This is a genomic window from Rhizobium sp. EC-SD404 (assembly GCF_902498825.1).
In the GTDB taxonomy this organism is placed as follows: Bacteria; Pseudomonadota; Alphaproteobacteria; order Rhizobiales; family Rhizobiaceae; genus Georhizobium.
Window position 1 is genome coordinate 2,933,872 of record NZ_LR701459.1, and the last position, 15,060, is coordinate 2,948,931.

General features: G+C 61.9%; 17 protein-coding genes. 5 read left to right on the forward strand and 12 right to left on the reverse strand.

All coding sequences use genetic code 11. From position 1 onward, the window contains the following. Positions 1-52: 52 nt before the first annotated feature. Both GC125_RS14970 and GC125_RS14975 read right to left on the reverse strand, forming a co-directional pair. On the reverse strand, positions 53-1,003 hold the full coding sequence (locus GC125_RS14970; RefSeq protein ID WP_151987955.1) for a PhzF family phenazine biosynthesis protein: 951 nt from the start codon (positions 1,001-1,003) through the stop codon (positions 53-55). A 56-nt stretch (positions 1,004-1,059) separates the two neighbouring features. Then, positions 1,060-1,776, reverse strand: coding sequence for an NUDIX hydrolase (locus tag GC125_RS14975; RefSeq protein WP_151986376.1), 717 nt, complete (start codon positions 1,774-1,776; stop codon positions 1,060-1,062). A 245-nt stretch (positions 1,777-2,021) separates the two neighbouring features. On the opposite strand from GC125_RS14975, the gene GC125_RS20395 reads away from it, so the two are divergent. After that, on the forward strand, positions 2,022-2,474 hold the full coding sequence (locus tag GC125_RS20395) for a BA14K family protein (RefSeq protein ID WP_151986377.1): 453 nt from the start codon (positions 2,022-2,024) through the stop codon (positions 2,472-2,474). 104 nt (positions 2,475-2,578) lie between these two features. Beyond that, positions 2,579-3,070: a hypothetical protein gene (locus tag GC125_RS14985; protein ID WP_151986378.1), complete on the forward strand. Its 492-nt coding sequence runs from the start codon at positions 2,579-2,581 to the stop codon at positions 3,068-3,070. An 8-nt stretch (positions 3,071-3,078) separates the two neighbouring features. Here GC125_RS14985 and GC125_RS14990 read toward each other — a convergent pair whose 3' ends face one another. Continuing rightward, on the reverse strand, positions 3,079-3,753 hold the full coding sequence (locus GC125_RS14990; protein WP_151986379.1) for a COG3650 family protein: 675 nt from the start codon (positions 3,751-3,753) through the stop codon (positions 3,079-3,081). Between the two features lie 337 nt (positions 3,754-4,090). Between GC125_RS14990 and GC125_RS14995 the strand changes: the two genes are divergently transcribed. Further along, positions 4,091-4,762 (forward strand): hypothetical protein, encoded by a 672-nt coding sequence (locus tag GC125_RS14995; RefSeq protein WP_151986380.1) that lies wholly within the window; start codon positions 4,091-4,093, stop codon positions 4,760-4,762. Between the two features lie 164 nt (positions 4,763-4,926). Continuing rightward, positions 4,927-6,438, forward strand: coding sequence for an SLC13 family permease (locus GC125_RS15000; protein WP_151986381.1), 1,512 nt, complete (start codon positions 4,927-4,929; stop codon positions 6,436-6,438). Between the two features lie 81 nt (positions 6,439-6,519). On the opposite strand, the gene GC125_RS15005 is transcribed toward GC125_RS15000, so the two are convergent. Together GC125_RS15005 and GC125_RS15010 are read right to left on the reverse strand one after the other, a co-directional pair. Further along, a complete protein-coding gene (locus GC125_RS15005; RefSeq protein ID WP_151986382.1) occupies positions 6,520-7,476 on the reverse strand; it encodes an MBL fold metallo-hydrolase in 957 nt (318 codons plus the stop codon). Positions 7,477-7,485: 9 nt separating this feature from the next. Next, the gene (locus GC125_RS15010; RefSeq protein ID WP_151986383.1) at positions 7,486-7,914 is read right to left on the reverse strand and encodes an organic hydroperoxide resistance protein; all 429 of its coding nucleotides are present in this window, start codon (positions 7,912-7,914) and stop codon (positions 7,486-7,488) included. Positions 7,915-8,044: 130 nt separating this feature from the next. Here GC125_RS15010 and GC125_RS15015 point away from each other — a divergent pair, with 130 nt between their 5' ends. Continuing rightward, complete coding sequence (locus GC125_RS15015; protein ID WP_199864597.1) at positions 8,045-8,518, forward strand: MarR family winged helix-turn-helix transcriptional regulator; 474 nt, start codon at positions 8,045-8,047, stop codon at positions 8,516-8,518. 88 nt (positions 8,519-8,606) lie between these two features. On the opposite strand, the gene ilvC is transcribed toward GC125_RS15015, so the two are convergent. From ilvC to hldE, 7 genes are all read right to left on the reverse strand, one after another. Then, positions 8,607-9,626, reverse strand: a complete 1,020-nt coding sequence (gene ilvC / locus GC125_RS15020; RefSeq protein ID WP_151986384.1) for a ketol-acid reductoisomerase — start codon at positions 9,624-9,626, stop codon at positions 8,607-8,609. Between the two features lie 4 nt (positions 9,627-9,630). Next, positions 9,631-10,302 carry a TetR/AcrR family transcriptional regulator gene (locus GC125_RS15025; protein WP_151986385.1) on the reverse strand — a complete coding sequence of 224 codons (672 nt, stop codon included), beginning with the start codon at positions 10,300-10,302 and terminating at the stop codon, positions 9,631-9,633. Positions 10,303-10,443: 141 nt separating this feature from the next. Continuing rightward, on the reverse strand, positions 10,444-10,788 hold the full coding sequence (gene sorU / locus GC125_RS15030) for a SorU family sulfite dehydrogenase c-type cytochrome subunit (protein WP_151986386.1): 345 nt from the start codon (positions 10,786-10,788) through the stop codon (positions 10,444-10,446). Between the two features lie 81 nt (positions 10,789-10,869). Further along, entirely contained in the window at positions 10,870-12,051 is a 1,182-nt protein-coding gene (gene sorT, locus GC125_RS15035) for a SorT family sulfite dehydrogenase catalytic subunit (protein ID WP_151986387.1), read from the reverse strand. Positions 12,052-12,180: 129 nt separating this feature from the next. Then, positions 12,181-12,954: an anti-sigma factor family protein gene (locus GC125_RS15040; RefSeq protein ID WP_151986388.1), complete on the reverse strand. Its 774-nt coding sequence runs from the start codon at positions 12,952-12,954 to the stop codon at positions 12,181-12,183. Further along, the gene (locus GC125_RS15045) at positions 12,947-13,498 is read right to left on the reverse strand and encodes an RNA polymerase sigma factor (RefSeq protein ID WP_151986389.1); all 552 of its coding nucleotides are present in this window, start codon (positions 13,496-13,498) and stop codon (positions 12,947-12,949) included. The genes GC125_RS15040 and GC125_RS15045 overlap by 8 nt, the downstream gene beginning before the upstream one ends. 69 nt (positions 13,499-13,567) lie before the next feature. Continuing rightward, positions 13,568-15,007 (reverse strand): bifunctional D-glycero-beta-D-manno-heptose-7-phosphate kinase/D-glycero-beta-D-manno-heptose 1-phosphate adenylyltransferase HldE, encoded by a 1,440-nt coding sequence (gene hldE, locus GC125_RS15050; protein WP_151986390.1) that lies wholly within the window; start codon positions 15,005-15,007, stop codon positions 13,568-13,570. Between the last annotated feature and the right edge of the window lie 53 nt (positions 15,008-15,060).

Sequence of the window (15,060 nt, forward strand, 5' to 3'; positions counted from 1 at the left end):
GGGCTGGAGTTGGGCGCGTATAACGTCGATCCGCGGCCCTGTCCAGCCCTTGTCAGAGATAAAGCAATCCTTCCGCGACGCGGATGGCGGCTCCTCCTATGCGGGCGCGTGCGATGCGGCCACCGGTCACATCCATATGCAGATGGATCTTCGAAGGGCGGCCCATCTCGATGCCCTGCTCGACGATGCGGGTATGATGTCCGTCCAGCAGATCGTCGAACGCATTGACTGCACCTGCCAGCGCGGCAACCGCCGAACCGGTGGCGGGGTCCTCCGTCGTGCCGGAGCATGGTGCGAACATCCGGGCGTGGAAATCGGCCGAATGATCGACGCCGCCTCGGCAATAAACGAAGGCGCTCGCCAGAATTCCTTCATCGATGGGGGCAAGCGCCTCCCATCGCGCCGGGTCGCACTGGCAGTTTTCCGCAACCACCCGATCATGCACGGGAATGAGCACATAGGGCACGCCGGCACTCCAGACCGAGACGACGTGATTTTCAAAGCCGACACTGCCTGGATTGATGCCGAGTGCATCCGCTACCTGTTCCCGCTTGACCACGCATTCCACGGGGCGCGGCAGACGCGGCAACTCGAACTCGGCGAAACCGGCCGGTCGATCATCCGAGGCATGGTTGCGCATGCTGACGACTGCCCGGATGTTGCCGGCGCGTTCTTCGAGCATCAGCACCGTATCGCAATTACCGGCACCATTTTCCGCAGAACCATTGCGCCGGTGCGCGAGCGCCACCGCCGCGCCAACGGTCGGGTGTCCGGCAAACGGTAATTCCTGCATGGGCGTGAAGATGCGCAGATGCGCCGTATGATGCGCATGCCGGGGCGCAAGCACGAAGACGGTTTCGGAGAGTTTGAATTCCGCAGCGATCGCCTGCAGCACCACGTCATCGAGCCCGTCGGCCTCGAAGACGACAGCGAGCGGATTGCCGGCCAGCGCCCTGTCGGAAAAGACATCGAAAATCGCATATGGCCGCGCCTGCGACTTCATCCCCACGTCGCTTGCCTCCCCTTATCGGCTTTCTACCTTCGTGGCGCCGCTATCCTTCAACGTTTTGAACCGAAATGCCAGCGCAGCAGGTCCTCCATGTAGAATTGGTAGTCGGATCGCGGTGCATCATCCGTTCCCACGGAGAACACATCGTCGATTTCGGGGTCGGTCTCAGCGCTGATATGGGCGCGCGCTCGTTCCACCAATTCGCTTGCCGGCAGGTCGAAGAAGAAGCGCCGCACGATGATGACCACGCCGCCGGTCTCGACCATGCCGTACTGAGGCTCGGCCCGCGCAGTCCTAAGATCGAGGCCCGTTTCTTCCAGCACCTCGCGCCTCATGTTGCCATCGATGTCGACAGCGTCTCCGACGACGTCACTAAGGTCGAGCGAGCCGCAAGGGCTGTAGACGAGCCCGGCATTGGCGGTCCGATCCCCCATCCGGATCAGGACCATGCGATTGTCGCTGGAGATCAGGAGCGCGGATCCGAAGAGATGCCAGCAGCGTTCGACCGGCCGTTGCTCGAGGAAAAACAGCAATGCGGAATACGGCACGCGATGCGCCAGCGTGGTCAGCCGGCCATCTTCGACGTCCATTGTCGAGTGGAGCATGACCGTTCCATTGAAGAGCGCGGGATTGGCGCGATGGATGCGTTGCCAAGCCTCTTCGGCCGCGCCTCGATGCGCGATCTCGAACGGATGCGGCTCGGGAATTATGCGGATGGAGATCTGAGAAAGCGGGATCACCGCGCCGCCGGTTCGATCGGTCGTCATGGATGAAGCTCCCCTCGGCAATCCGCGCGCGTACGGCCGCGATGTCGAACAGGCCGCTTGATCGTCAAAAGCATGCGGACCCGTCCTTTCCATTGCCACGATTTTCCTGCAATCTCATGGAACCGGCCCGCGAAAAAGACGTTCATAAAATCGCCGGACACGCGAAGGGACTTTCGCAACCGCCTCCTCTCCCATCCCGGCATCGGACACAGAGGAGCGAATTTGCATTTCTTGGGAGACAAGGCATGCGCGCCTTCCTATCCATTTTAAGCGCCATGGCGATCGCCGCGACGCTTCTTCTGCCCTCAACGACCACGGCCCGAGCTCAGGATCGGAGCTTTGGCAATCTCGTGACCGAAGTCCAGTATCGTGATGGCCGCAGGTGGCGCGACGATCGCCGTTGGCGCGATTCGCGTCGTTGGCATCACCGCGATCGTTACGCCCATCGGCCCCGCCATTACGGACCGCGCTATCGTCGTGGCCCGTCGGTCGACATCATCATCGGTGGTGGCGGCTACTATCGCCCTGCCCCGCGATACATCGCTCCTCCGCCGGTACGCCCGGTTCGTCCCGGCTACGGGTTGAATTCCGCGCATATCGATTGGTGCTATGCGCGCTACCGGTCTTACCGCGCCTCCGACAACACGTTCCAACCCTATAACGGCCCTCGGCGGTACTGCACTTCCCCGTACGGCTGATATGCAGACTTTGGATATGCTATGACAAAAGCGGGCCCAGGCCCGCTTTTGTTGTTTTGGGGGTGGTCATGGTTTCGCTCGCACGACGATCGCTTCGACCTGCGATGTCGCGGGAGTCGACGCTGCTTTGGGCATTTTTCGCAGGACTACTTCTCTGTGCGACGCTCTACGGCGCGCTTACCGTTTTGCGCGATGATGACGGCGAGAGACCGTATCTGAAGATCCTCGGATCCAGCTTCATCCTCAATTACCGGGTGTCGGACACCTATATGGGCTTCTCCGCGGCCGTCGACCGACCGATCCCCATCGGCACAATGCTCCAGGCCCGTTTCGAAAATCCCACGGGTGGCCCGCCATATCTCGTCGAAGAACGGATCGGCGTACCGGATAGACGGATTTCCTTGCGCAGCCCCTCGCTGTCCGGCGTCGTGGCCGGCAGGTCCTATGGCATCGATCTGCTTCTGTTGGATCGCGTGACCGGTGAGCCCTTCTGGGAGCATCGCTTCACGGTAACGTCCGATGTCGATGGATCAGTCGTTCCGACGCAGCCTTTGACGATCGGACCGGGCTATCAGCAACCAGCGCCGGCGCAGTGAGAGACGTCTCAGTTCTGCGCAGCTGGCGCGATGGAGCAGCATCCGCTTAGCCCGGTCGCGGTATCGCCGCTGTCGATCACGATCGTCGCTGCAAGCCCGAACGCCCTGTCCGACATGCCATCCGAACAGGTCTCGGGCATGACAACAGCGGTCATAGACTGCGCCTGACGCTCGCCGAGAATGATCCAGTGCGGCGACGGACTGTTCATGGCGCGCGTCACATGACGTACTGAAAATGAGGTGCCATCGGGATTGTCGGGCGTGTTGTAGTTCAAGGTGCTGCCCGCAGCCACAACCGACCAGAACGGCTCGGTTCCGAAACATGCAAGCCGCTCCGGGAGCACGCCGGACTGCGGGGCACCGGCCTCCCGTTCCAGGAAACGTGCCGCAACCCAGCCGCTGGCTTCGACGCTGTTGATCTGCAGCCAACTGCCTTTTCGACCGACGACCTCGATCCCGGCTGATTGGGGCGGCAGGCTGCCGATGATGTCGGCGTTCGATTGCGGTTCGAGACGGATATTGAGTTCGTCGCCCTGTTCCACGCCCGTGACTGCATAGAGCGCAGGAAGAGACTGATCTTCCTGAAGCGCTTCCGCAAAGCTTGGCGTCGCTGGAAACACTGCTCCCAGCATCAACCATGCGGACGCACCAAGGATCGATCGATGAGGAGAAGTGTTTGTCATGGAGCCCAGTATATCCGCGCGCCCTGACGCAGACAACGCGATGGTGCTGACGCGCGAACACCCTGCCGCGAATTTGCCCGATTCTCGCCTCAATCGCCGCTTTTTGCGCCTTTGGTCCCTTATTTCAACCGCATCGTTACGGACTTAGGTCCACGGACTGAAGTCGGATATTCGAATATGTTAATGAACGAAACTGAAAGTTTGACCGAATAGATCATTGAAATCGTTGGGTTCTTTTTGTCAGCAGGTTCTCGCCCGCTTTCTGCACGGGTTCTGCCTCATCGCATCGCGACAATTGCTGCACTGCACAGGGGGATAACCACGGAGACGACGGACAATGAATTTGGACAGCTTGTTACTGGCATTGAGCGGCGATTTGGTGCTCGCCGTCAAAAATGCCACCCGCTTCGCGCATTTCATCGGTCTGGCAATCGGATTGGGCGCGGCCACCATGCTCGATCTGATGCTGCTTCGCTTTGTCGGAAGCCGCCGCATCACCTTTCACGATTGGCAGATGATCGATTTCGGGGCACGCCTCGTCAGCTTCGGCCTGATGCTGCTCTGGATCACCGGCATCGCATTCCTGATCCAGTATGCGTTTTTCGATCCGGCAAAGCTGATGAACGAGAAGATCTGGGCCAAATTGGTGATCGTCTCGATATTGACGGCGAATGGCATGTTCATCCACTCGATCGTCATGCCACGCATCCGGGCGCAGATCGGGCAGACGCTCTTTGCCGGCATGGGCAGAGCTGCGCGCAACGCCTTCGTGATATCCGGGGCGATCTCGGCGACATCCTGGTATGCACCGGTCGCGCTCGGCGCGTTCTCGCAACTGAACAATACCGTCACGGCGATCGGCATTCTCGTCGCCTACGCTGTGGCTCTGGTGGCGATGACCCTTGCGATGCAGATCGTCATGCGCGTCGCCTCACGGACCGCTCCCGTTGCGCCCGCCTTCGCAATGGCACACCCGGACTATCAAATCCGGCTGACCTACGGGTCCTGAAAACAACGAGCCCCGCCACGCGGGTCGGGGCTCACCCAACTGTCGAAGCGACCAAATCGCGCTTTGACGCCCGCAAAGGGTTGCCTCTCGTCGAAAAAGTCTGATTGAACCCCTGTACGTCTTCCCAAGACATCCAGCGAAACGCTCAGGGATCAATTCACGACATGCCTCAGAACACCAGCAGCGCTGAACCGCGCGCGCCTCAGCCTCGGCCGGACACATCCTCAGAACCCGTGCTGTCAATATTCAAAGTCGGCTCCATCATTGCCGGTCCCCTCGTGGCACTGCTTCTGCTGGCATTGCCGGCACCTGAGGGAATGGCGCCGGAAGCGTGGCGCATGGTCGCCGTGGCGGCCTGGATGGTCATCTGGTGGCTGACGGAGGCCATTCCTATCCCGGCCACGGCCCTGGTACCGTTGCTGGCGATGCCCCTCTTCAGCATCGGCACGACCGCTGAAATCGCCCGCAGCTACGGTGATCCCATCGTATTCCTGTTTCTTGGCGGATTTCTTCTGGCCGGCGCGATGCAGAAGGTGGGCCTGCACCGCAGGCTTGCGCTGATGATCGTGGCGACCATCGGTACGTCACCGCAGAAAATCATCCTCGGCTTCATGATCGCGACTGCGTTCCTGTCGATGTGGATCTCGAACACGGCCACCGCCGTCATGATGTTCGCCGTCGGAAAATCGGTAATCGATTTCATCTCCGAGAAGACCGACGACGACACGATCATCCGCAATTTTGGCGTCGCCCTCATGCTGGCGATCGCCTATGCGGCCTCCATCGGCGGCGTCGGCACGTTGATCGGCACACCGCCTAACGCGTTTCTCGCCAGCCTGATGCGCGACCAGTACGACATCGAAATCAGCTTCTTCACCTGGATGCTGTTCGGCGTGCCGATCGTCGTCATCATGCTGCCTCTCGCTTGGTTGCTGCTGACGCGCTTCCTTTTCCCGACCCACACGATCGCTATCGACGACGCGGGTGCCGGCATCCGCAAGGAATATCGCGCGCTTCCCCCAATGAGCCGCAGCGAGAAACTGGTCGGCGCCGTCTTCATGCTTGCTGCGCTTTCCTGGATCTTCCGCACGTTGCTCGCCGATGTCACAGGCCTTCCGCTCGATGACACCGTGATCGGCATTGCCGCGGCGCTGCTGCTGTTCGCCATTCCGGTCAGCCGGCGCACTGGCGAACGCACGCTCGACTGGGAAACCACGAAGAACGTGCCTTGGGGCATCCTCCTACTCTTCGGCGGCGGCTTGGCTCTTGCGGGTGGCTTCGCTTCGACGGGGCTAGCGGAATGGATCGGTCAGTCCGTTGGCGGACTGGAAATCAGCACCTTCATCCTGGTGCTCGTTCTGACCACGGCCATGGTCTTCCTGACCGAGATCACGTCGAACACGGCATCTGCTGCGACGTTCCTCCCGATCCTCGGTGCGGTGGCCGTCGGTCTCGGCCTCGATCCGCTGCTGCTGACCGTGCCGGTCGCCGTTGCCGCGAGCATGGCCTTCATGATGCCGGTTGCGACACCGCCCAACGCAATTGCGTTTTCCTATGAACGCATGCGCCTCACCGACATGATGCGCGCCGGAATCTGGATGAACATCCTCGCAATCATTCTGATCTACGGCCTCTTCCTGGCGCTCGGTCCTATCGTCTTCGGCTTGGAGCTATAACGAGACACCAGTTCGCATCAATGAAAGGGCCGCGGAAACCAGTTCCGCGGCCCTTTTCATGTCTTGGGACCCAAACAAGGATCAGAGCGGATATTGGAATTCCGCCTGCTGGTAGCGGAACCGATCACCTTCGGCCACGATGTAACCGAAGCTCGGAAACGCAACGTGGGTTGCGGCAACCAGAATACCGTCGGCAGCGACGCGATCGAACTGAGCGCGACGTGACTGGGCTGCAAGCGCTGCGTCGGTGTCGAAGCCAAAGCCCACATCCGGATAAGCCGTGTGGATCGCGGCATTGTGAAGCGTATCGCCGAGGATCAGCATCTCGTCGTCGCCGCTGGCGATGTGCAACACCGAGTGGCCAGGCGTGTGGCCCGGTGCATGGATCAGCGTGAGACCCGGCGCCACTTCTCCGGCCTGTACTTGGCGCGTGCGATCGGCATAGGGTGTCAGAGACCGGCGAGCGCTCTCGAACAGGCCCTGGGCTGCTTCCGGCGCCTGCGCCATCATCCCGTCATCGAACCAGAAGCCGTACTCGTCTTCATGGATGACGACTTCGGCATTCGCGAAGACGGCGGCGCCGCTGCCATCCACGAGGCCTTCGACATGGTCGATATGGGCATGGGTCAGGATGACGCCGTCGATCTGGTCCGGCGTGATGCCTGCGGCTTCGAGATTGGCGACCGTGCGGCCGAGATTGGGGCCGAACGCCTGCGAAGGACCTGAACCCGCGTCGATGAGCCAGGTGCCCGCATCCGAATTGACGACGAAGGTGTTCACCGCCGTCGGGATTGTCGTTCCCTGGCGCACGGTAGCGAGCGCCGCCTCGATGTCGGATGCCGGAACGCCGGAGAAAAGATCGGCGGTCAGCGCGGTGTAGCCATCGTTGATGGCCGTGATCTCGAAGGACCCGACTTTGCGGCGGACGACACCGGGGACCTGTACGCCGGCGAGCGGCGCAAGCGCCCATGCAGGCAACGCCAGAGTGGAAGCGGCGGCAAGCGCCCCGAGGCCGAATGAACGTCTGGTGATATTCATGATCTGTCCCTACGCGCGGTTGACGGAAACGGAGATGTTGCCACGTGTGGCGTGCGAGTAAGGGCAGACGACGTGCGCTTTGGCAATGAGATCGTCAGCAACGGCGTCCTCGACGCCTGGCAGCGAAACGGTAAGCACCACGTCCAGACCGAAACCGCCCTCGTCGGCACGGGGACCAATGCCGACATCAGCAGTCACGTTGGCATCGGCCGGAACGCGGACTTTCTCTTTCGAGGCGACGAATTTCAAAGCGCCGAGAAAGCATGCGGCATAGCCGGTGGCGAAAAGCTGCTCGGGATTGACCCCGTCGCCGCCCGCGCCGCCAAGCTCCTTGGGGGTGACCAACTGGACGTCGACGGCACCATCCTTGGTGGCCGAGCGACCGTCGCGTCCGCCGGTCGCAGTGGCCTGGGTGCGGTAAAGAACGTTGACAGACATCATCTCTCTCCTCTGTTAAACAGTCGATAACGCTTATATCGTGCACGATACAAATGACAATAGCATGGCGCTATCGATTGCGTTTTATGCCGCTACGACCTAACTCATGGGGAAGCGAACCGGACCAGCCATGTCAGATATCAAAGCAGAAGCGCCCGAGACGATCGATCCACAGGCTATGCTGTGTTTCAATCTCTATGCGGTCAGCCATGCCTTCAATCGCTTCTACCAGCCGATCCTCGACCCGCTCGGCATCACCTACCCGCAATATCTCGTTCTCCTGGCGCTACGCCACGAAGACCGGCGGGGCGTCGGTGCGCTCGGTCGCGAACTGATGCTCGACACCAACACCCTCTCCCCGCTCCTGAAGCGCATGGAGATCGCGGGCCTCGTCAGCCGCACGCGCCAGGCCGATGACGAGCGCCGCGTTCTCGTGCACCTGACCGAGCAGGGCCAGGAGACCGCCGCCCGAGCCGCACAGATCCCCGACTGCATTCTCGCATGCCTCGACATGCCCGAGAGCGAGCTACAGCAGGCGACGGATATCGTTGCGCGGCTGCGCCGGATGCTCGTCGACATCGACCCGCCGGCGACACCCGCCTGAGACGCCCCTGAAACGGCAAACGGCCGCAGATTGCGCTGCGGCCGCCGTAGCTTTCCGATGCAGGCCGATCTCTCGGCCGCACCATGAATCAGTTGCGCGACTTGTCGACCAGCGCGTTCGACTTGATCCACGGCATCATGCCGCGCAGCTTTTCACCGACTTCTTCGATCTGGTGGCTGTCGTTCACGCGGCGGATGCCCTTGAAGCGTGCCCCGCCCGAGCGGTATTCCTGCATCCATTCAGACGTGAAGCGGCCGGACTGGATGTCCTTCAGCACGCGCTTCATCTCGGCCTTGGTCTCGTCCGTGATGATGCGTGGGCCGGTGACGTACTCGCCCCACTCGGCCGTGTTGGAGATCGAGTAGTTCATGTTCGCGATGCCGCCCTCGTAGATCAGGTCAACGATGAGCTTCACTTCGTGCAGGCACTCGAAATAGGCCATTTCCGGAGCGTAGCCGGCTTCCACCAGCGTCTCGAAACCGGCGCGGATCAGTTCGACCAGACCGCCGCAGAGAACGACCTGCTCGCCGAAGAGGTCGGTTTCGCACTCTTCTTTGAAGTTGGTCTCGATGATGCCCGAGCGGCCGCCACCGACGCCGCAAGCGTAGGAAAGCGCGAGATCGAGCGCGTTGCCCGACGGATTCTGGTGAACGGCGACCAGGCACGGCACGCCGCCGCCCTTCTGGTACTCGCCGCGAACCGTGTGGCCCGGGCCCTTCGGCGCGACCATGAGGACGTCGACGCTCGACTTCGGCTCGATCAGGCCGAAATGCACGTTGAGTCCATGCGCAAACGCGATCGCTGCGCCGTCACGGATGTTGCCGGCGATGTGGTCGCGGTAGATGTCGGACTGAAGTTCGTCCGGCGTCGCCATCATCATCAGGTCGGCCCAGGCGGCAGCTTCGGCAACCGACTTGACTTCGAAGCCGTCGGCCTGTGCCTTCTTAACCGTGGCAGAGCCTTCGCGCAGCGCGATGACAACGTTCTGTGCGCCGGAATCCTTGAGGTTCAGCGCGTGTGCGCGGCCCTGCGATCCGTAGCCGATGATGGCAACGTTCTTCGACTTGATGAGGTTGAGATCGGCGTCGCGATCGTAATAGACACGCATTGGTTCATCCTTCCCTTGGTTGATTTTTGGGGTCGTAGGCCCCGTTCGTAGCCCCGAAGAGGGCGAGAAACTGATCGACCGCACAGGCGGCATCCCGCGCGATGCGATCATCAGTCATGTCGATCCGATCTCCGAGAAGAAGACGGATCTGAACGTCACGGGCGACGAGCCCGAAAAAGGTCTGGAACACTGCTTCGGCATCGGCGAAGGCGAGCAGGCCGCCTGCCCTTCCGGCCTCCAGCATCGGCTTCATGCGACGGCCGAGCGCGAAGCGGCCGTTCTCGAGCACGATCGCACCGAGCCGACTGCGCTCGGAGCCTGCATGGCTGATGGCGACGCGGTTCAGCGCGACGGAACGCGGGCCGGAGATGACCCGAAGCCAGCTTGCGGCGTAGTCGGTCAGATGCATTTTCAGCGAAGCGGCATCGAGACCGCCCGCATCGGCGTCGGCGATATGGACGCGTGAAGCCTGTCGCTGCACCGCTGCAGTCAACAGGCCGTCACGGTCACCGAACCACTTGTAGAGCGTTTCCTTGGAGCAGCTTGCCCGGCGTGCGACAGCGGTCATGGTCACCGCGTCGCCGCTCTGAACGAGCAGCGCGAGCACGGCATCGAGCACGTCGCGTTGCCGCTCCGTCCACTCCGCCTGCCGCTCCATCGCCAGTGCCTGCTGCATCTGCCTCTACCGTACCGTACGTTACGGTTCGGCATTTAAATGCGTGTCTGGCACAAGTCAATCGGCGGCGACGTGCTTTCGCTATACGTCGTGCCGCCGATAGTGTCGAATGCGAGAAGTGCCGACGGAAAGACGGACTGCTTACTGGTCGGCTCCAGTTACCGAAGCGACATAGAATGCCACGGCCTCGATTTCCTCGGCGGTCAGCTGCGTGTAGGGCCGCATCGGGCCGATTCCATTTTCTACCGCCCGAGCAACAACTTCTGCGCTGGGCTTCAGGTCGTCCAGAATCGGCCCGACACCACCTTCCGTGCCCGCATCTGCCAACGTATGGCAGAGACCGCATTGCGGCTGGGCCAGCTCCGTGAACACTTGCTTGCCGAGAGCGAGCTTGTCATCGTCCGTTTCGGCCAGCGCTACTGGCGCAGCCGCCAGGAGTGACACGGCAAGCAGCACCGCTCCGCTTCTTAGCAACGTTGAACGCATTCATTCATTTCCTTGTTCTTATTCGCTTGATAGGCCACGCCCCGACGAAGGCGTGGCCGCAACCTAAAAGGGTTGGGCTCCTCAGCCGACGGTGAGTTCGACCCCTGGCGCACGCCAGCCATTGTGGTTGTATCCCGGATCGTTCGGCTCCATTTCCTCGGGCTGCTGATTGCCCTCGCTATCGGTCGCTCGGCTGACGATCGTATAGTTCCCGGCTTCTAGTTCCCGTGCCAGCACGAACGGCCGCCAGGCATGGCGCCCGAGATCCGGGCCGATGAATTCGGCTGCTTCCCAGGTTTCTCCTCCATCCACCGACACCTCAACGCTTTCCACCGCATTGATGCCGCCGAAGGCGACGCCGATGATCTGGTTCGTACCAGCAACGGCGCTTTCAAGCGGGCCGGTGATCCAGGACTTCACACTCATCTGCCATACAGACGGATAATCCGGCGAACCGTCGGTTCCGACCGGATGGATGCGGTAGCGTTCACTCTGGATCAGAGCGTCCGTTTCCGTTTCCGTCAGCGCGACGCGGTTGACATATTTGACGTTGTTGACGCCGGTATAGCCCGGAACAACCATGCGCAACGGTCCGCCGTGGGCGAGCGAGATCGGCTCGCCATTGATGTCCCATGCGAGAAGAATCGTATCCAGGGCATCGAGAGGAACGGAACGCTCGACGATGACGTCACGCGGCTCGATGCCATCCGGAATCGGTTCGCCACCCGTGCCGGTGACGAACTGTGCGCCTTCGGCGACGCCGCCAAGCGCATCCACCACCGCTCTAAGCGGGACGCCGGTCCACATGACGCAGCCCGCCGCACCCACCTGCCACGACGTACCGCTCGGCTGGTGTTCAAAATACGCTCGCCCATTGCCTGAACACTGCAGGACCATGGCGACCGTCTCGACCCCCATCGTCTTGAGTTCGCCGACCGTGATCGCACGCGGCTCGGCCACGCCTTCAAAAGAGACTTCCCAGGCATCCCGATCGTCTAGAACCGATTCATCGGGCGGCGAGACGTTGTTGCGGATGTATAGTCGCTCTTCCGAGGTCAGCGAACTTGCCCCAAAGGCCGAGCGTTCTGTTTCCAGCGTATTGTTGCTATGGACGATCATGGCGTCAGGGTTTTTGAAACTGACATAGTCCGGCAGGGCAGACGCTTCCTGCGCCCTCAGGCCGACGCCTGAAGCGAGAAGCGCAGCGCCGCCGGCTCCCCCAGCCAGAACGAGTCGGCGCTGCAGATTGATTGTCTCTGTCACGATATCCTCCAAAATTTCTCCTCGTGGCCGCACGAATGCGGAAACCAGGGAAGAGACGATGGAGAAAGCGACTTTATTCCCTCGTGCCCAGATTAATCCTGCCACCTCGAGGGCGTGGCGAAGGCACCGTCAGGTCATGCAAGGTTGGCGTGCGCCTTCCAAGGCGGCGATGACATCGCGCGCCCGACCTTCGGCATTCCCCGTCGCCTGACGCAGAGCATCGACGACGAGAGCAAACCGACCCTCGTCCATTGAGCGCGCAACGACGACGTAGCGGAAAGCGCCACCGGTCCAACTCGCTACGTGCAGATCACCGTCAGAAATCTCCCCGGTGATCGCGGCTTCCTTCACGGCAAGGGATCCTCTGAACAAGCTGAGACGGCACCCTTTGGCACCGACGAAACCGGAATGCGTCATGTCAACGCCACCGATCATCTGCCGCTCGTCGTAATGAACCTGCACGAGGCCGGCTGCGGCCAGCAGGTCAACTGTTTGGCTTTCCGGCAGACTCGCCGAGAGAAGCTGGCCGCGACCGGTACGCAACCAATCGTCATGCGCAGATATGATCGATTCCAATCCTATTGCATTGGAATCTTCGCCGAACTCCAACCATGGTCCCGTGACCAGGCTGCCGGCAACGACACAGGCGATGGCGGCTGCAAATGCGACCCAGCGACTGGAGCGGACGCCCCATCGTCCTTGCATAGAGCCTGGAAGCGGCAAAACGACGACATCGGAGGACAATCTGGAAACGGCGGATCGCAATTGGTGAATCTTCGCAAGATGGCTGGCGATGGCAGGATCGCGCGCCGCGAGCGCCGCTATGGCGGCTGCATGCTGAGCATCCAGCTCTCCATCGACATAAGCCGAAAGCGTCTCGAAATCGGGGAATTGATCATTCATTGTCGATCCGCCCCTTCCTGCGCGGCAGTTCCATGACACGGTCATCGGCAAGCAGTGCCAGCAACGCTTGGCGCGCCCGGCTGACTCGGCTCATGACCGTACCCTTGGGCACACCAAGCATGTCCGCCGCCTCCTCATAGCGGAAGCCAGCGATGTCGATAAGCGCCAAGACGTCGCGGTGCTGCAGGCTGAGACACGCGAACGCCTCACGCACAGCGAGTTGGTTGACCACCACCGCTTCGAGCGGCATCGGCATTTGCGCCATGCCCGCCCCATCGTCACTGAGCAGAGCTTCGAAGGATTGTGCGCGCTGGTCTCGCCTGAGGCGGTCAATCCACAAATTGCGCATGATGGCAAACAGCCACGCCCGAAATGCCCGGTCGTCGATTGGTACAGTGTTGGCGGAGATCGCTCTGACGACGCAATCCTGAAACAGATCGGCCGCCGCATCACGGTCGCGTGTTAGCGCCATACCGTAAGCATAAAGCCGGTCGCTTATGGGCGCGAACCGCGCTTCGAATGTCGATTTCCTTCCAAAACGCATTGTTTCGCGCCCTCCCGGTCAATCCTTCAGGCGACAGGGTTCTGGTTCACCCGACAATCACCAGCCCCGCTAGTCTCCGCCGCCGGAGCGGCCGCGGATTGCCTCGACGATGGCGGTCGTCGAGCAATTGTCGAGATGCGACAGCACCCGGACTTCGCCGCCATAGGCACGTACGATATCGCCGCCGACCACCTGGTCGAGCGAATAGTCGCCACCCTTGACCAGAATGTCGGGCCTCACCTTTTCGATCAGCGGCGTCGGCGTGTCGTCCTCGAAGGCGACGACCCAGTCCACCGATTCCAGCGCGCTGAGCACGACCATGCGCCGATCGAGCGTGTTGACCGGGCGCGACGGGCCCTTGAGCCGCTTGACCGATGCATCGCTGTTGATCGCCACGACGAGACGATCGCCGAGCGCGCGGGCCTGGTCGAGATAGCCCACATGACCCGCATGGAGAATGTCGAAACAGCCATTGGTGAAGACGATGCGCTCGCCCGCCGCCTTGGCATCAGCGATGGCCGCGACCAGTTGCTCCTCGCTGACGGCGCCGCGATCGTGCTCGCGCTGCGCGCTGATCGCGCGACGCAGCTCCGGGCCGCTGACGGCGGCGGTGCCGAGCTTGCCGACCGCGATACCGGCCGCGACGTTCGACAGCCCGACGGCAGCGACGAGATCCTCGCCGGCGCCGAGTGCCGCGCCGATAGTCGAGATCACCGTGTCGCCTGCCCCGGTCACATCATAAACCTCACGCGCCTGCGTCGGGTAATGCACCGGCGGTTCGCCGCGCCTGAGCAGGGTCATGCCGCTCTTGCCACGGGTGACCAGAAGCGCGCCGAGGTCGAGCTGCTCGACCAGCACGCGCGCCTTTTCCAGCAACACCTGCTCGCTGCCGCAATGGCCGACGACAGCCTCGAATTCCGCGAGATTGGGCTTGAGCAGCGAGGCGCCCCGATAACGTTCGAAATCGACGCCCTTCGGATCGACGAGTACGGAGCACCCCTTGGTGCGGGCGGCGGTGATCAGGCCTTGGATGTCGCTGAGCGTCCCCTTCCCGTAGTCGGAGAGGATGACGACGGATGCGCTTTCCAAGGCATCGTCGAGCGCTCCGGCGATGGCGGAAGCATGCGCATCGTCGAACCGGTCTTCCAGGTCGAGACGGATCAGTTGCTGGTTGCGCGCGATCACGCGCAGTTTGACGATCGTGCGCTCCTTCTCCACGCCGATGAGGCGGCAGGCCACGCCCGCAGCACTGAGCTGCCCGGCAAGCGCCTCGCCCGGCTCATCGCGGCCGACGAGACCGATGAGCGAAGCCGCGCCGCCGAGTGCCGCGACGTTGAGTGCCACGTTGGCCGCGCCGCCCGGTCGATCCTCGGTCGCATTGACGCGCACGGCCGGCACCGGCGCTTCAGGCGAAATCCGGGTCGTCTCGCCCATCCAGTAGCGATCGAGCATGACGTCGCCGACGACCAGAACGCGGGCGCTATCGAAGCGCGGCATGGAAAGTTGCATCGTGAGCCTTGATCCTGTTGGCAAAAACGGAGCCAGCTTGCTTGAGAGTAAAT